This window comes from Microcoleus sp. S36b_A4 (assembly GCF_036700645.1).
Taxonomy (GTDB): domain Bacteria; phylum Cyanobacteriota; class Cyanobacteriia; order Cyanobacteriales; family Microcoleaceae; genus Microcoleus.
This window is the reverse complement of sequence record NZ_JAUBPI010000012.1, coordinates 66,192-83,518: the sequence shown is the minus strand read 5'-3', so window position 1 is coordinate 83,518 and position 17,327 is coordinate 66,192. Positions and strand designations below refer to the sequence as shown.

The following is a 17,327-nucleotide window of genomic DNA, read 5'->3' as shown; positions in this document are numbered from 1 at the left end:
CTGCAACTCCCCCTCGCTCTGAAATGGAGGTACTCAGAGATTGATTGATCGTTGAGTATTTAAGATGGTCTGATAATCGCTAAGAGGTAAGGACAACGTGAAAGAAGTTTTGACCGCAATAATTTCAGCATTTACCTCGGTTTTAGTTGTACTTGTTACCTACGGACTCAACTCTTACCGTGAAAATAAAGCTAAAGATAAACAGGAAGCTGACAGAATTGTTTCGACTTATTTAAACCCTTTAAGATTCTACTTAGTTGAAAACTATTTTCGTCTCTCTGAAATCTTAAAGAAAATAGCTAACGATGGTGAAAAGAACGAAAAATTGCTTTATATAACTAATGTTAAAGAAATTTCTGAACAATCGCCTGAATGGTTTAACAATTACGGCTGCTACTTGATCTCATCATGCTACATGACAGCTCGTTTATTTTATCAGTTAGATAAGATCAGGCAAGAGCTTTCATATCTTCGACTTAGCAAAAAAGATGATACAGAGCTTATAACTTTAATAACGATACTAAGTCGTTGTTTTAGACAAGATTACGGAATCTATTACTTGATACAGCCAAGCATTGGAAACGATATGTATCTTGCAAGCGAGAAAAGGTTGATAACCTACCGTGAGTTTTGTCAATTGCTGCAAAATCCAGAAAGTAGAGTCTGGTTTGATAGATTGCTGAATTTTTATATAGAGACAGGGCAAGGGCAGAAGTTGAAGAGAATTGAAGATATTATGGGTGCTATTCAAAGTATGTCCTTATTCCTAGATAGGGTCGCAGGAGGAGGAAAATCTATTAAAGAGCGTCTTGAAGCTGAAGGTATCAAGTCTTTGTGATCACTGTATAACAACGCCCATGCACACCGACCGCCGAAAGTTGATCGGTTATGATGCAAAGGCTATCGGCGGGTGATGGGCAACGTTAGCCTGCACAATGTCTAGGATCTATTTGAACAGGTGTTTTTAAAACTGTATAGCTAAGTAATTCTAAATCTTTAGTTTTGGAATTCAGCAAAAGATTTATTTTGAATACGGGGGTAAGCCTAGCGATCTAATTTATATCACTAAAGGTTACGACCAAAGTTGGTATCACAGCTTATTTAGACTTTCCACCGCTGTCTGATGAAGATTTAGTCATGAATGCTGAGGGCCTTTTTCTGGAACTAGACGAGCCAGAAACAGCGTAGGAGTAGTCCCGATCGCGGTGAAGAAAAGACAATGTTCCGGAAAACTAAGACCGCTATCTCAATCGCCAGAATCCACTGCATCCGGCAATCGATCGGGATCGATACCTTGCGATCGCAGCATTTCCTCTAAGCGTTCTACACGTTGCTGGACTTGCTCCTTCGCCAGTCGCTCTTGCTCTGTGCGTTGTCTTTCCCGCTCTGTTGTATGCCGGAGTCTGTCAGCCAAATGCGCCAAATGCGCCGATCGCGCGTGTCTCTCTTCCGGCGGAATAGGCCTCTTTCTTCCATGCGATCGATCGCGCCTGTCAGCGTCCCGCCTACCTCTTGCAGTTTGTCGCCAATGCTGGAAGTCGGCAAACCGTCTTCTTGCCACAAGCCCAAAGGGTGCAAGTCGGTTATTTTGCGATCGACTGCTACGCTAAAACCGGGAATCCGCCCTCTGCCGGATATGTTAACAATTCTTATTGTTCTTAAACTATAAAGAGTAAATCTAGTTCGCGATCAGAATTTATGTTGCTTCCAGCCGACCAACGCACCAAGTTAGACGACACCGACGACAATTTGTTCTACTCCTATCCCCGGTTTGTAACGCACGTAGACGATGGATTCATTCAGCAACTAACCGATTTATATCGGGAACGGCTGAAACAGAATACTCGGATTTTTGATATGATGAGCAGTTGGGTTTCTCACTTGCCCGACGAGATGCAATTTGCCCATGTTGAAGGGCACGGCATGAATGAAGACGAGTTGGCAAAGAATCGCAGGCTGAATCATTATTTTGTGCAGAATTTGAACGCAAATCCCAAATTGCCACTGCCGGATTCAGAGTTTGACGCCGTTGTCAACTGTGTTTCGGTACAGTATTTGCAGCACCCAGATGCGATTTTTGCCGAGATTCACCGGATATTGAAGCCGGGTGGCGTAGCAATTATGAGCTTTTCCAACCGGATGTTTTATCAAAAGGCGATCGCGGCTTGGCGGGAAGGTTCCGAGGGCGATCGGGTCGAATTAGTTAAAGGTTACTTTGATTCTGTCAAAGGAGTGAATATACCTGGATTTAGCAAGCCGGAAGTAATTGTTCGCAAGCCTAACTTGCCGAGTTTTATGCAAATGCTGCGAATACCAAGCGGCGATCCGTTTTATGCGGTAGTTGCTTACCGCCAAAGTTAGGATTTTGGGGCAGTAAGGACTTTAGTACTTTAGGTGGAGATGGAAAACACTAAAGTCCTTACTACAAACCGATCGAAAGCTACGCTCTTTAGGTTAGGATATATTTAATATTTGTTCCTAAAATATGGAAAACAAACTTTTGCAGCGCATCACACTCGATCCAAATATCTGTCACGGAAAACCCTGTATGCGCGGTCTCCGATATCCAGTATAATTAATTATTGAATTACTTAGTTCGGGTATGAATACTAAAGAGATTATAGATGACTATGAGGATTTAGAATATAAAGATATTCTAGCTGGTTTGCTATTTGCAGCGCGACGGAATCAAGTGAAAAGCATATACTGAGTATTGTAGTTTATAAGTAATCATAAAGTAGGTTAAAACCTTGATATGAAACCATACCAGCAAATAGCGATCGACGAATGTGGCGAACCTTTAGTCCCTATTCCAGCAGAACATTTTGCATTTGAAATGCCGCACCCTTATCAAAAGTTGGGTGCACCGTATCACAACAGCAAAGCAGATTCCCCTTACTACTTGCGGCAAGGAGTTGTAGATAGTTTAATCGCCGCTAAAACCCAGCTACAGCAAAATTATCAAAATTGGAAAATTCTGATATTTGACGCTTATCGGCCGGTGGAAGTGCAGCAATTTATGGTAGATTATACTTTTAATCAAATTGCCCTAGCTCAAGGCTGCGAATTTCCGGTTTCCGAAGACAAACGCCAAGTGATTATAGAACACGTCTATCAATTTTGGGCAGTACCCAGCCTCGATCGCGCAACCCCTCCTCCTCACAGTACAGGTGCAGCTTTAGATATAACTTTAGTGGATGAAAACAATCGGCAAATTGATATGGGTTCTCCGATTGATGAAATATCAGAACGTTCTTATCCCGACTATTTTTGTAATAGCAAGGAGTCGCAAAAGCAGGAATATCACCGTCGCAGGCAAATATTAAAAAATGCGATGATAGCTGCGGGTTTTCAGCAACATCCTAACGAATGGTGGCATTTTTGTCAGGGCGATCAGATGTGGGCTTGGTTGACAAATCAAAACAATAGTGGTAGTCAATTGATTGCCCGATATGGCCGCTATTAAAAGGGTACGCAATTAAATCGGAACGGGCGCAACCGCGACCTTAAGAAAGGGTTTTTTTGACCAAAAACCTCAGCTTTTAACTGCTTCCTGTGGCAATAAACCTGGTTTCTGACACTCTGTGCCTCCCGCACTATAAAAGTATGAGCAAAATAAATCATTTGTGTCAGGATACACTGCAACTATTGCCAGCGGGGTAGCGGTGGTTTAAAATCAACGAGAGCTAACAAGTGCAGGCAATATTTGCCAGCACCGCAAACCCTAAAGGATAACTCAGAGTTCACCCAATGAAAGCACTCATCCTCTCTGGCGGTAAAGGAACACGCTTGCGTCCCCTCACCTATACGGGTGCTAAGCAGTTGGTTCCTGTAGCAAATAAGCCGATACTGTGGTACGGAATTGAAGGAATTGTGGCGGCTGGGATTACTGATATTGGGATTATTATTAGTCCCGAAACCGGGGAAGAGGTGAAGACGAAAACAGGAGATGGATCTCGCTTCGGGGCGAAAATTACTTATATCTTGCAAGCAGAGCCGGCAGGACTCGCTCACGCGGTAAAAGTTGCCAGACCATTTTTGGGCGATTCTCCGTTTATTATGTATTTGGGAGATAACTTAATTCAGAATCAGTTAGATCCGTTTTTAGAGATTTTTAACAAGCAGAAACTAGACGCTCTGATTATGCTGCGTCCCGTTTCCAATCCCTCTGCTTTCGGTGTGGCAAAAGTTGATGAGAAAGGCAGAGTTTTGCAGTTAGTAGAAAAACCCAAAGTTCCGCCGTCAAATTTAGCACTGGTGGGAATTTACTTTTTTGCTCCTACTATCCACGAGGCGATCGATCAAATTCAACCTTCGCCCCGGGGCGAACTCGAAATTACCGATGCCATTCAACAGCTCATCAATCAGGAAAAACACGTAGAAGCCTGCAATTTAGAGGGTTGGTGGCTGGATACGGGGAAAAAAGATGATTTGCTGAGTGCAAACCAAATCATTTTAGATAGCTGCATCGTAGCTTCAACTGAATTAAAAGTAGATGCGAAAAGTCAAATTATCGGGCGAGTGCAAATAGGAGAAGGAACGGAAATCATTAATTCTACAGTTCGCGGGCCAGTGGTAATTGGGGAAAATTGCCGCATTGAAAATTGCTTTATCGGGCCTTACAGCAGTATTGCCGATCGCGTGACGATGATTGATGCGGATATCGAACACAGTGTAATATTGCAAGGGGCGAAAATAGTTGGCATTCACCAGCGAATTGTTGACAGCGTGATCGGGCAGCGAGCTCAACTCACCAATGCACCTGCTCGTCCAAAAGCTCTGCGGTTTATGATTGGTGATGACAGTCAAATTGAGTTATAGCAATCCTTGCAGGAGTCGTAAACTTTTTACCCCACCCCAACCCTCCCCGCGGGTTCGGGGAGGGAGTAAGAAATTCACAAATGATTTAGGATTGCTATAGCTTAAATTGAGATATTGCCAATATCGGAAGCAATAATCCTGATTTAACAAGAGAAGAATTTTCTTCTGGGGAGTAGGGTTGGGCATCCTGCCCGCCCTTGAACAGGCAAGATGCCTGTTCCACAATTAGTTACAATTATTATTCAAGCACCCAAGATGCCTGTTCCATACTAAATCATAGTAAGTTATCTAAAGGAGACGGAAGTTTGCAGTACGAAGAAATACCAACTCAACAGATAATACATAAATTGCGGCAAACTTTGGAGCCGCGAATTGGTATTGCTGAGCTGTCGCTGTTGGGAACAGAAAATAGTACGATCGCCCAAAATGAAGATGATGAAGATATCGCCCTTTTAAAGGCAGGTTTCGACATTTATAATATCCCCATTACCTCTTACCAAAGGCGACTCGGTTCCGCAGTCATCGTCGTTAGGAAAATAGTCCGAAAATTGCTCAGACCGGTACTCGAACGACAAGTAATTTACAATTTTGCTAATACGCGGGTCGTGCATACATTAAGCACACAACTGCAAAAATTGCAAGAAAATCAACAAACTATCTTTGAAAAAATTGAATCGGAATTCAGCAGCGAATATCCCGAAGTTACAGCACAGCTTGAGACTCAGCAAAGAGCAATCGCAACTTTTCAGTCTGAAATAGAGCAAATTAAAGCAGTGCAGCAGCAACATACTGCTATTTTAGAGAAGATTACCGCTCAATTACTCGATCAACAAAAATAAAGCATCAAAGATGACCCAAAATAATTTGGTCACAAGGCCCCAGATTTATTCGCGAGAGCAATGCTTTAATCAAAAATCTAAAGTTATTCAATTCCTCAATCTAAAATCCCAAAGCCCAGATATAAAATCCCTCAATCATTCAATTTTTCAATTTAAAATTCTTCAATTCCAAATCGAAAATCTAAAATTCTTCAATCCTTCAATTACTCAATCTAAAATCTAAAATCTAAAATCTAAAATCGAATGACTGCACTGCCCATATGTTCGTTAATTATCGTCAACTATAACGGTCTGCGCCACACGAAAGATTGCTTAAAATCTCTACAAAAACTTGCGTATCCCGAACAGCAACTAGATTTAATTGTAATTGATAATTGCTCTAAAGACGATTCCGTTAATTCCCTGCGCGAACTCTTTCCCAAAGTTCGGGTTTTTGTCAATACTGCCAACAACTTTGCGAAAGCCCTCAACCTCGGCATCAGCGAAGCAAAAGGGCAATATATCGGCTTTCTAAATAACGATGCTACCCTTGACAGTCGCTGGTTAGAGATTCTTGTAAAACGGCTAGAAACTAATAAAGAATTAGGTGCGGCTAGCGGCAAATTGTTGTTTAAAGACGGGCGAATTAACAGCGCTGGTATTCAGCAATTACCTAATTTTTATTGGCAAGATGTCGGCTTTGGCGAAAAAGATGCGGGACAGTACGATACAGAACGGGAAGTCGAAGGGCTTTGTTGGGCGGCGGTGCTTTTCCGCAGGAAATGTCTCGAAGATGTGGGGCCGATAGATGAAGATTTTGTGATGTATTTTGAGGATGTAGAGTTTGCAAAACGCTGCCACAAACGCGGTTGGAAAATGCTTTATACTCCCGCCGCTATCGCCCATCACGAATATAGAGGTTCGAGTAAAGGCAGCAAACTTACCGAGTATTTCTGCAACCGCAATCGGTTTTTGTATTTGGCAAAACATGAACCTTTGCAATTAGTCAAAGGAATTCATACTTCGGATTTTTTCACTAACAAGCAGTACGATTTGCTGTTCGAGAGTTTGTTTGTAGCGATTAAAAAGCTGCTTGATTATCAGAAACCAGAAATCATTGAAACTGTATTGCCGCAGTTGTCGGAAAAGTTGGCGGTGATTTACAGTCGCCTGAAGATCGATCGCATTTTGTCTCGATTGCAGGTGGTTCGGGGGGATCGCAAAATGTCGATCGCCATTTACGATCACGGACTGCATTTTATTGGTGGCGGCCAAAAATACGTGGCTACCCTCGCCTCGCTGCTACAAAATGAATTTGACATTACTTTTATCGCCAACAAACCAGTTGCTGTTTCCGACTTAGAATCCTGGTACGGACTCAACCTTTCAGGATGCAAAATTAAAATTATGCCCTTGGCGTTTTACGAGAAACGCGGAATGCAGTGCATCGATTCCAGCATCATCGTGGAAGATATGGAAAATCCCTTTGATGAAATTGCCAGAGAAAGCAAAAACTACGATATTTTTATCAATGCGAACCAACTGGAAAAAGTAAAACCACTGTCGCCGATCTCAGTATTTTTCTGCCACTTTCCCAATACCTTCCGCAACCGTCACTTTGCTGTTGATGATTACACTTTCATTATTGCCAACAGTCAGTTTACCGTCAAGTGGTTGGAGAAACGCTGGAACCTACAGCCCACTTTTCTGCTTTATCCGCCCGTGGAAATGGCAACAGTTAAAGTGCCGAAAGAAAACATCATTTTAGCTGTGGGACAGTTTGAAGCTGGGGGAACAAAAAAGCAAATTGAACTAATTAAAGCTTTCCGTAGTTTGCTAGCAGATTATCCCGAAGATTTTCAAGGATGGCGACTAATTTTGGTTGGCAGCAGCATTCCGAAAAATCCTTATTTAAAGACTGTTCAGAATTTATTGAAGCAAGATTCAAGGGCGATCGAGCTAAAAGTCAATGTTGACTTCGATGAGGTAAAATCGCTTTATGCTAGAGCAAGCATATTTTGGCACGGCTGCGGTTTGGGTGAAGTCAATCCTCAAAGATTTGAGCATTTCGGGATGGCGACTGTGGAAGCAATGCACAACAGTTGTGCTCCGATTGTTTTCAACGGCGGTGGCCAACCGGAAATTGTGGAACATGGGCGATCGGGCTTTGTGTTCAATACCATTGAGGAACTTTGTCAGCATTCACATCAACTAATTGTTAATCCTGATTTGCTAGCAGAACTTCAAGCTGGTGCACAGCAACGCAGTCAGAACTTTAGACTTTCACATTTTGAAAAAAAAGTCAATAGTTTTTTTGATATTATTCATCAAGAGTATGCTACAATTCGGCTGCCAAATCCTGCCGATATAGCTCAAATGCTCGATCGAACTTAAAGGCTAATTCAAGCGTGTCTAACCCACTTTTAATCAATTTATCCTTCTTAAGTCCTGAACCAACGGGAATCGGAACTTATGCAGCTAATCTTTTCCCGCAACTGCAAAAGCTAAAACCAACATTACTGACTTCCCAGCAAATTAACCATTATACTTGCCACCAAATTCCCGAAAGTCTGACACCGAATCGCGGCCCAAAAGGACAAATTAACAGGCTGCTGTGGACTCAATTTGACTTACCTAAAATTTACAAAAAATTGCAGTCAAGCCTGATATTTTCCCCTATTCCCGAAGCACCTTTGTATTCCGGCTGTCGCTACATTGTCACAGTTCACGATTTAATTCCTTTGCGATTTCCCCGACGGTTTTCTCGATTAACAGCTTATTTTCGCTACTACATACCGCAGGTTTTGCGGCAAGCAGAACACATTATTTGCGATTCTCAAGCAACAGCGGCAGATGTTGCTAACTTTTTCCAAATTCCTCCTAAAAAGATGACCGCCATTCCCCTAGCTTGCGATAATATTAATTTTAGATATCTCGACTTGCCAACCAAAAATTATTTTCTTTATACGGGTAGACACGATCCTTACAAAAACTTGGAGAGATTAATTGCTGCATTTGCGAGTTTGCCCGATCGCACAAACTACGAATTGTGGCTAGCAGGGCCTCCCAATGCCTACACACCGCAGTTGACAGCACAAGTGGAACAATTAGGTTTACAATCTTTGGTAAAGTTTCTCGGTTACGTTCCCTATTCTCAATTGCCCGTATTGATGAATCAGGCGATCGCCCTAGTTTTTCCTACACTGTGGGAAGGATTCGGCTTGCCAATTTTAGAAGCAATGGCTTGCGGCACACCCGTCATCACATCCAACCTGTCATCAATGCCAGAAGTAGCCGGAGATGCCGCATTATTAGTCAATCCTTACAGCGTCGGAGAAATAGCCGAAGCCATGCAAACACTAGCAACAGATTCAAAAGTGCGATCGAACTTAAAAACTGCTAGTTTAGCCAGATCATCTCAATTTAGCTGGCACAAAACCGGAACAGCAACCGCCAACATCTTACAACAATATCTTTAAATCTTCCCTCTCTTCCTTTCTCCTCTCTGCGTCCTCTGCGCCCTCTGCGGTTAAAAAAATCCCACCAAAAACCGCAATCTACATATTATCCCATGCCCAATCCCCAATCTAACTTACTAATCAACCTTTCCTTCCTAATTTCCAAACCAACCGGCTTAGCCATCTACGCCAAAAACCTATTTCCCCATCTAAAATCCCTCAATCCAACATTACTAACAGCCGAAAAATTCCCCAATAGTAATTGCTACCAAATCCCCCCAAACCTCACACCAGAACAAGGAACCAAAGGACACATCAACCGATTGCTGTGGACACAAACCCAACTCCCCAAAATTTACAAACAGCTAAAATCAAACCTGTTATTTTCCCCAATTCCCGAAGCTCCTTTATTTGCAGGTTGCCGCTATATAATTACAGTACATGACTTGATAGCGCTGCGATTTCCCCGCCGCTTCGATCCTCTGACGCCTTACCACCGCTATTACATTCCCCAAGTGCTGCGGCAGGCTGAACACATCATTTGCGACTCGGAAGCAACTGCTAAAGATATCAATAATTTTTGCAATATTCCTACTAATTTAATTACGCCAATTTTCCCCGGATATGATACCAGTTTTTTCCGTTTTTTAGACTTGCCAACAAGCAATTATTTTCTTTATATCGGTCGCCACAATCCTTATAAAAACGTGCAGCGAGTTGTAGCAGCCTTTGCTGCTTTGCATCATAATTCCGAATACGAATTGTGGATAGCAGGTTCGGAAGACAAACGCTATACGCCGCTGCTGAAGGCACAGGTTCAAGAATTGGGATTGGTCGATCGAGTAAAATTCTTAGATTACATTCCCGCAGCCGACTTGCTCAAAGTCATCAACCAAGCGATCGCCCTGGTTTTCCCCAGTCTTTGGGAAGGATTCGGCCTCCCCGTGCTCGAAGCAATGGCCTGCGGCACTCCTGTCATCACCTCTAACCTGTCTTCAATGCCCGAAGTGGCGGGGGACGGCGCCTTATTAGTCAACCCCTACAGCGTCGAGGAAATTGCTTCTGCTATGCAAGAGCTTGCAGTCGATGCCAAAGTTCGATCGCACTTGCGGGAGCTCGGTTTAGCCAGAGCAAAACAATTTAGCTGGGAAAAAACAGGCTTGGAAACTGCTGCTATTCTCGATCGATATCTTTAACGAAGGAAGTTCGGCAACGGATTTGGTAACGGATGTAAGGGATGTAACGGATGTTGAGAAGAAGGAAGAGGGAAGAGGGAAGAGGGAAAAGGGAAGAAGTCAGTAGGCCGATTTAATGACCAATGCCCCATGCGCCATGCCCAATTCCCAATTCCCAATTCCCAATTCCCCCTCCCCCTGACAGCCTGAGTTAGGGACTGTAGACCCCTTTTACTTATTGATACCCAACTGATCGCCGCGCTTGTACTGCTGATAAGCAGCAAAAAACAGCCCCGCCAGAGTAACAAAGATTAGACCCAGAACAATACCTGAAAGTAGCGGTTCTACCATGAGAGCTCCTCAACGTTAAGATTTAACAACCTATTTTTAATATTACCAGCACTTACACAGATGAATTTTCCGAAAAACCCCCTTACGGGAGTATTAGATCTTGCTCTCCCCGCTGCGAACGATTAAGCTATGTTATGAGAAATAAATTTTCTTGTAGATACTATTTTTAATTGAACTCCTTTGAATAACCAACTTGCCAGGAATGAAATTAAAAACCCGATCGAGCGACTTGCCATATTTGTGCTAGCGGTGTTGCTTGCCATCATGTTGGCAATTATCACAATACGTCAATTTCAAGTCGCCGATCCTTACGTAAAAAGCGTATTATCCCTCACGGGCAACCCGTTTCAGGGTTCCGCCATCTTTCAAATGAACTGTGCGGGGTGTCACATATCCGTTTCAGACACTCAAGTCGGGCCCAACTTGCACGGAGTGTCCGAGCGCAAATCTGAATTCGATCTGATCCGGCAAGTCACCAGCGGGCAAACCCCACCAATGCCCCAGTTTCAACCGAGTCCGCAAGAAATGGCCGACTTGCTGAAGTATCTCGAACAAATTTGACAAAAGAAGGGGAACGGAATTCGTTCCCCTTCTTTGGCAGAGCCTCGAAACCCATGCTTCGAGGCTCTGCTTTCGGGTAGTCCCTCTGTTGGGACGAGAGGCAATTGTAGGATCGGTTGCAACTGCCGAGTTTTATGTGGGGACTAAACCAGCAAGTTAAAACTCTGAGCCGATAACTGGCTCGGCTGTACGCCCCTCAGTATAGCCAAAATCTGGTCGCTGTTGGCGATTCCGATCGCCGTCGAGCCATTAGTTTCGGTCAATGACAGTTGATTGAAGTCCAAGCCTCCCACCAACCCGATCAAATCAACTCCTGCGGTGAAGTTGAAAATCGTGTCAATTCCTCCGCCCGCTGACAAGACAAAGCCATTACTGCCACTGCCGCCGACGAGGGTATCGCTGCCAATGCCGCCAAAGAGCAAGTCATCGCCGGTGTCAGCAAAAAGCAAATCATCGCCGCTGCCGCCAATTAAGGTATTGTTACCCTCGCCGCCGCAGAGAGTGTCATTGCCTTGATCGCCAAATAGCACGTCGTCGCCCGCGCCTCCCAAAATTACGTCATCGGCTTTGCCCCCGTACAATATGTCATTGCCTTCGTCGCCAGAAAGAGAGTCGTTGCCACGATTGCCATAAATCGTATCGTTACCGCGATCGCCAAAAATCAGGTCAAACCCTTTGCCACCAAAGAGAGTATCGTTATCGATGCCTCCGTAGATAGTATCGTTGGCTATATTGCCATTGATATAGTCACCGCCCCCTCGACCAAAGATCAAATCGTTGCCACCCAACCCGAAGATAGAGTCACTGCCGACACTACCCACGATCGTATCGTCGCCGTTAGGGCCGTTGCTCACACCCGCTGAAGGAGTGCCGGGCTGATTGGGAGTAGCGATCCTGGGGAAGTTCTCAGGGCAAACCAAATCTGTCGTTACAGGTGCAGGTGTCGGCGTCGTTACAGGTGCAGGTGTCGGCGTCGTTACAGGTGCAGGTGTCGGCGTCGTTACAGGTGCAGGCGTCGGCGTCGTTACAGGTGCAGGCGTCGGCGTCGGTGTAGGTGGCAGTGGCGGCGTCGGAGTCGGTTCAGGTGTCGGCGTCGGCGTCGGCGCTGGGAAGTTGCCGAAGTTGATGCCGCTGACAATAGCGCCTGAAGTTAGGGTGATGTCGGCGGGTTCGGGTGTGCTTTGGGTGAACCCAGGTTGGTTGACTTCCCTGACGCGGTAGGTTCCCGGCGTTAGGTTCGCGAACAGGTAGTTGCCGCTGTTGTCTGTGGTAGTGGTAACAGGAGCAGGAGCAGTTCCAGCTACAACATTGGTTAACTGAATTTGGAAATTGGGTAAACCCGGTTCTCCAGCATCCTGAGTGGCATTGTTGTTGGTATCTTGGAACTTCAGACCTCGGATCGCCCCCGGTTGGGGCAGGAAGTTGCCGAAGTCAATGCCTGTGATGTTATCAGAGGGATTAACCGTAACGGGGGCGGGGTTGGGGGTCGTCTGCGTCCAGCCATTTTGCTGGACTTCCCTTACCTGGTAAGTACCTGCCGGTATATCTCGGAGAGTGTAGTTGCCCGCTGCATCAGTGATGGTAGTGGGTTCGCCCTGCTGAAAGATGCCATCGGGATTGATACTGTCGAGGAATATTTGCCAGTTACCTAGCCCCAATTCTCCGGCATCCTTAAGGCCGTTGTTGTTGAGGTCATTGAATTTTTGACCGCTAATAGTGCTCGACTGGAAGTTGCCGAAGTTGATATTAGCGATGTCTTGACCGCTGGTGACAGTGATGTCATCCGGGTTGGGGGTAGTTTGCGTCCAAGTAGGTTGCAAGACTTCCCGCACCTTGTAGGTTCCGGCTGACAAATCGAGGAATTTGTAGGTGCCTGCGGCATCGGTAATGGTGTTCGGTTCCCCGGTGTCGAGAGTGCCGTTATCGTTGGTATCGAGGAAGAATTGCCAGTTGGCAAGCCCTAGTTCCCCGGTATCTTGTAGCCGGTTGTTGTTGAGGTCATTGAACTTCAGACCGCTGATGCTATTGGGCTTGAAGTTGCCGAAGTTGTTATTTTGGGAGTCGGTACCGCTAGTGACGGCGATCGTAAACGCGCCGGGAAGAGTAGGCGTAGCTGCATTTACCGGGGGTACAGTTTGCGTCCAGCCTGTTTGTGGCACTTCCCGCACTGTATAAGTGCCGGCGGGCAAGTTGGTGAACTGGTACTTACCGGCGACATCGGTGACGGCGGCGTTAGTGCCTGTTTCGGCTGCTACTGCGTCTTGGACGCCGTTGTTGTTGGCATCTAGGTAGATTGTCCAGCCTCCTAGGGGTTCTTCTGCTGGCGCTTCTTGGATGCCATTTTTGTTGAGATCGTTAAATTTAATCCCGCTGATTTTGCCCAACTGGAAGTTGCCGAAGTCTTGAGCCGTAATGTTTGTGCCACTGACTGGGTTAATTGGATAAAAAGTCGGGCCGGCGGTTTGTGAGAAACCAGTCGGTACGTCTTCTCTCACGAAGTGCCTACCGGAGCCGACGTTGGCAAAGCTATATGTCCCAGCAGCCGCTGGCGCTGTCCCGGTAACTTGAGAGGCAATTTCCGCATCACCGCTATCTAAAGTGCTGTTATCGTTAGTATCCTTGAACAAGCGAACGGTAGTGCCGTTGAGGGGGGTGTCGTCAGCAGAGAAGCCGTTGCCTGTGAGGTCGGTGAATTTGGTGCCGCTAACGGTGATGTTTTGGAAAACGCCGAAGTTTTGACCGGTGACGGGAGTACCGCTTTGGGCACTAACGAGAATTGCGGCAGCGGGGAAAGAGATGCTGGAGTTGGCTGGGGCAGTGGCTTGTATCAGGTAATTGCCGGGGCCTATCTCCGAGAATGTGTAATCTCCTGCTCCTGCAGTGGTTTGTGCAGTTCCGACAACAGTATCTGTGCCGACTTCTAGCGTGTTGTTGTTGTTGGTGTCTTTGTATAAGTTAACGGTGATGCCGTTTAATACGGTGTCATCGGGCGTGAAGCCGTTGCCCGCGAGATCGGTGTAGGTCTTGCCTGCGATCGATGTTTTCTGGAAATTACCGAAGTTGGCACCCGTAACATTAACAATACCCGTATTTGCCGGAGTCGGGCCGAGGGTCTGCACCCAAGCAGTCGCAGGGGTTCCAGCGGGTGGCGCTTCTGTAATCGGAGTATCTGTTTTTACGTCGCGGATGATGTAAGTGCCGTCGGCTGCGGTAGTAGCGCTCTTCGTGCCTACAGAAATCACCCAGCCCGGAAGACCTGGTTCAGTCGCCGCGGCACCTTGCAGGCTATCCCCGTTAAAATCGTTGAATTTAACCCCTGTAATGATCGGGCCGTACTCATAAGCACCGATATCAACACTAGCGCCGATCGTCCGGGGAAAGCCAGCACCCCGCTGGTCAGTTGCCCCGGCAGCCGCAGCCGCGGCGGCGTCGCCGCCATCGATCGCCGGATTAGGACTGTCCGCCAAAGCATAGGTGACAGGAACGCCTGTAGCCTGGTTCAATCCTGGGGTAGGGGCGATGACATTTGCTAGAGGAACGGTCAGTTGCTGGGTGGCAGGTAAATTGCTGCCAGCAACATTCCCGATCAAATTGTTGATACTGGTGGCGGCGAAAGAGGTTCCGAACACGTCAGGATTCGCGCCGCCAATATTACCTGCGACGATCGAATTTCTGACATTCACAGTACCGCCGTTAGTAGCAATGCCCCCGCCCACAGCAAGAGCAGGGGCAGTAGCAGTAGCAGTGTTAGCAGTAATGGTGTTGTTAGTGAGAGTTGCACTAGCGCCGAAGTTGACAAAAATCGCGGCCCCCGCGCCCTGGCCCGGTGTCGCCCCCGCGCCTCCGGTTGCTGTGTTGTTGAACAAAGTGCTGTTGTTCAGGGTCAAACTACCACTATTAACAAAAATTGCGCCTCCCAAACCAGCACCGCCGCCGCCGCCGGTTGGGCTGCCGGCGCCGCCTGGGGTGAAAGCTCCGACGGTCGTGCTGGGTCCGCCTATTGTACCGCTCCCACCTCCGCCACCGAAGCCGCCGACACCACCGTTGCCGATCGCACCTGCCACACTGCCGGTACCGCCAGCGCCGCCACCGCCGCCACCGCCACCGAATCCGGCAGCGCCGCCAGCACCACCAACGCCGCCAGCGCCTGCAGTGCCCGTACCTGCCTGACCGCCGATGCCGCCAGCGCCACCGCCACCGCCACCGCCACCCAAGCCTCCAGTGCCACCGATGCCGCCGATGCCTCCAACTCCGCCATTAGTACCGCCCGGTGTACCGCTGCCACCAACCCCTCCCGCGCCACCAATTCCGCCGTTGAGACCGGTTCCTGGCAATCCGCCACTGCCAGCGCCACCACTGCCACCAGGGCCGCCGGGCCCACCTGCTGCGCCGTTATTTACCAGGCCGGGAAGGCCTGCTTGACCGGGGCCGCCTGCGGAAACGAAGGGAAACAGGCCTGCAAAATCGGTGTTGCCGCCAGGGCCTCCGGCGGCGTTCGCGACGGGGGCGCTGCCATTGCCGCCCCTCGCGCTGTTGCCATTGAAGGTAACGTTGTTAACTGTGACATTGCCGCTGTTGATAAATAGTGCGCCGCCCATGCCTGCCGCACCGCCACCCCCCCCCGTACCGGGACCGCCTTGCGCTAGACCACCGGTCAATGTCAAGTTGGAAAATGTGACTGGGGTAGTGGCGCTGTCTATGAAGAAGCCCCGGTTATTGCCCATATCTAGGGTGAAACCGCCGCCGGTAAACGTGATGGGGGTGGAAATTCTGGGCAGAACCTGTCCCACCCCGAAGGTGATGTTGCCGGTGATGGCGATCGTGTCTGCATTGGGCAAAGCGTTAGCCAGAGTTATCGCATCTCGCAGTTCGCCAAATGTGGCGACCAAAACTGCACTGTAAGCTTCCCTCGCCTCTGCCGAAAATGCCAAAGGTGTTTCTATTTTGCCCGTAGTCACTTCCAGCACCCAGTCTCCACCCAGTGCCGCACTGCCGGTCAAGTTATCGGAAGCGGCAATATTTGCTCCCGTGAGCTGGCTCAGCCTTTCCACGAAGGCGACACCTGCTTCTGTGGCGGCGACGTTGCAACCGTAAAGCAGAATTTCGGGTTTAGCTGTAATTGGAGAGTTAGAGTTTGCCTCAGTTGTTGGCAAAGCAAACCATGTTTCTAAATAATTGCGGTAGGTTTCAATGTTGCTGAGATTAAGTTCTGTACCCCCCAGTTGCAAGCTGGCTGCTGCGCCGTGAGACAAAATGTGGACGGCTGCAATGTTTTGCCGCTGTTTAAGTGTTTCGGCGATTTGCTCGATGCCGTCGCGATCGGCATTCAGAATAACAATTTCTGTATCGGGATTGACCGTTTCTGTTAAACTTTCGCAATCTTTAACTTGTGAATCTGCAAAAACTATCTGGTGTTTCCGTTCTTTATAGAGTTCCACGTTTAAATTCTCCTGGTACACGCACACATCAAATTCATATCACAAACCAACCGCAGCAGCGATCGATCTTTTTCCAGCGCGGATGAGATTCGTTGGCGAAGCCCTCGAAGAGGATCGCCCCTAACTTTCACCTAAATTGAATATTGACAAAAACCTTTTTCTATGCTCCCCTGCCCTAACTGAGTTAGTTTGATTGTTGAGAAGTCTTAAAGGGGGATATTGTTCCGGCTGTTACAACAATTTTGGAAAAGACTTGCGCTGTTTATTGATACACCTGAGATGGAGAAAACACCAGATTTTATAAAAATTGTCAATCCAATAGTTAGCTGATGACGATCAATATTGGTTAATCAAGAGTCATCAGTCACGATTATTAGCTGTAAGCTAGTATTATTTGGTAGTTGTTTGCTGCTTAATTATCGGTATGTGCGATCCTCTTCGAGGGCTTCGCTAATGACCAACCGCCATCAAATTTGTTTGTAGTGAGGAATGCAAGTCCTGTGAGTTTTATGAAGACTGGCATTCCTCACTACAAAAGTTAGAACAGTTATTTTACAAAAATAGATAGGACTGATAAATCCTGACTCATGACTAATATTTATGGACACTATTATTATACTCAATAGGTCGGGAAGAGGAAAGAAAATTTGGCGTGACCGTCCAGAATATTAACTCCTCTTCCATTTGGGGCATCCAAGGCTCACT

12 protein-coding genes and 1 pseudogene are annotated in these 17,327 nt (G+C 47.0%); 10 read left to right on the top strand and 3 right to left on the bottom strand.

Annotated elements, in window-relative coordinates; genetic code table 11:
- The first annotated feature begins 97 nt into the window (after nucleotides 1-97).
- Nucleotides 98-838 carry a hypothetical protein gene (locus QUA03_RS06150; RefSeq protein ID WP_333210565.1) on the top strand — a complete coding sequence of 247 codons (741 nt, stop codon included), beginning with the start codon at nucleotides 98-100 and terminating at the stop codon, nucleotides 836-838.
- 485 nt (nucleotides 839-1,323) lie between these two features.
- Here the strand turns inward: QUA03_RS06150 and QUA03_RS06145 are convergent, their stop codons facing one another.
- Nucleotides 1,324-1,545 carry a MarR family transcriptional regulator gene (locus QUA03_RS06145; protein WP_333210587.1) on the bottom strand — a complete coding sequence of 74 codons (222 nt, stop codon included), beginning with the start codon at nucleotides 1,543-1,545 and terminating at the stop codon, nucleotides 1,324-1,326.
- Nucleotides 1,546-1,698: 153 nt separating this feature from the next.
- Here QUA03_RS06145 and QUA03_RS06140 point away from each other — a divergent pair, with 153 nt between their 5' ends.
- The 8 genes and pseudogenes from QUA03_RS06140 (at nucleotide 1,699) to QUA03_RS06105 (ending at nucleotide 10,293) form a co-directional block, all read left to right on the top strand.
- Nucleotides 1,699-2,361: a class I SAM-dependent methyltransferase gene (locus QUA03_RS06140; RefSeq protein WP_333210563.1), complete on the top strand. Its 663-nt coding sequence runs from the start codon at nucleotides 1,699-1,701 to the stop codon at nucleotides 2,359-2,361.
- 124 nt (nucleotides 2,362-2,485) lie between these two features.
- Nucleotides 2,486-2,710, top strand: a pseudogene (locus tag QUA03_RS06135) (DUF433 domain-containing protein).
- A gap of 45 nt (nucleotides 2,711-2,755) precedes the next feature.
- The gene (locus tag QUA03_RS06130) at nucleotides 2,756-3,466 is read left to right on the top strand and encodes a M15 family metallopeptidase (protein WP_333210561.1); all 711 of its coding nucleotides are present in this window, start codon (nucleotides 2,756-2,758) and stop codon (nucleotides 3,464-3,466) included.
- Nucleotides 3,467-3,750: 284 nt separating this feature from the next.
- Nucleotides 3,751-4,821: a glucose-1-phosphate thymidylyltransferase gene (locus QUA03_RS06125; protein ID WP_333083001.1), complete on the top strand. Its 1,071-nt coding sequence runs from the start codon at nucleotides 3,751-3,753 to the stop codon at nucleotides 4,819-4,821.
- Between the two features lie 305 nt (nucleotides 4,822-5,126).
- A complete protein-coding gene (locus QUA03_RS06120) occupies nucleotides 5,127-5,660 on the top strand; it encodes a hypothetical protein (protein ID WP_333210559.1) in 534 nt (177 codons plus the stop codon).
- Nucleotides 5,661-5,903: 243 nt separating this feature from the next.
- On the top strand, nucleotides 5,904-8,033 hold the full coding sequence (locus tag QUA03_RS06115; RefSeq protein ID WP_333210558.1) for a glycosyltransferase: 2,130 nt from the start codon (nucleotides 5,904-5,906) through the stop codon (nucleotides 8,031-8,033).
- A 14-nt stretch (nucleotides 8,034-8,047) separates the two neighbouring features.
- Nucleotides 8,048-9,118 carry a glycosyltransferase family 1 protein gene (locus tag QUA03_RS06110; protein ID WP_333210557.1) on the top strand — a complete coding sequence of 357 codons (1,071 nt, stop codon included), beginning with the start codon at nucleotides 8,048-8,050 and terminating at the stop codon, nucleotides 9,116-9,118.
- 92 nt (nucleotides 9,119-9,210) lie between these two features.
- A complete protein-coding gene (locus QUA03_RS06105) occupies nucleotides 9,211-10,293 on the top strand; it encodes a glycosyltransferase family 1 protein (protein ID WP_333210556.1) in 1,083 nt (360 codons plus the stop codon).
- Between the two features lie 210 nt (nucleotides 10,294-10,503).
- Here the strand turns inward: QUA03_RS06105 and petG are convergent, their stop codons facing one another.
- The gene (gene petG, locus QUA03_RS06100) at nucleotides 10,504-10,623 is read right to left on the bottom strand and encodes a cytochrome b6-f complex subunit V (RefSeq protein WP_006632329.1); all 120 of its coding nucleotides are present in this window, start codon (nucleotides 10,621-10,623) and stop codon (nucleotides 10,504-10,506) included.
- A 180-nt stretch (nucleotides 10,624-10,803) separates the two neighbouring features.
- On the opposite strand from petG, the gene QUA03_RS06095 reads away from it, so the two are divergent.
- Nucleotides 10,804-11,184, top strand: coding sequence for a cytochrome c (locus QUA03_RS06095; RefSeq protein WP_333210554.1), 381 nt, complete (start codon nucleotides 10,804-10,806; stop codon nucleotides 11,182-11,184).
- 143 nt (nucleotides 11,185-11,327) lie between these two features.
- Here the strand turns inward: QUA03_RS06095 and QUA03_RS06090 are convergent, their stop codons facing one another.
- A complete protein-coding gene (locus QUA03_RS06090; protein ID WP_333210552.1) occupies nucleotides 11,328-16,622 on the bottom strand; it encodes a DUF4347 domain-containing protein in 5,295 nt (1,764 codons plus the stop codon).
- Nucleotides 16,623-17,327 lie beyond the last annotated feature (705 nt).

Excerpts from the sequence above, each read along its gene's own strand:
- QUA03_RS06130 (WP_333210561.1), top strand. The coding sequence starts at position 2,756 with ATGAAACCATACCAGCAAATAGCGATCGACGAATGTGGCGAACCTTTA.
- QUA03_RS06140 (WP_333210563.1), top strand. The coding sequence starts at position 1,699 with ATGTTGCTTCCAGCCGACCAACGCACCAAGTTAGACGACACCGACGAC.
- petG (WP_006632329.1), bottom strand. The coding sequence starts at position 10,623 with ATGGTAGAACCGCTACTTTCAGGTATTGTTCTGGGTCTAATCTTTGTT.
- QUA03_RS06115 (WP_333210558.1), top strand. The coding sequence starts at position 5,904 with ATGACTGCACTGCCCATATGTTCGTTAATTATCGTCAACTATAACGGT.
- QUA03_RS06105 (WP_333210556.1), top strand. The coding sequence starts at position 9,211 with ATGCCCAATCCCCAATCTAACTTACTAATCAACCTTTCCTTCCTAATT.
- QUA03_RS06125 (WP_333083001.1), top strand. The coding sequence starts at position 3,751 with ATGAAAGCACTCATCCTCTCTGGCGGTAAAGGAACACGCTTGCGTCCC.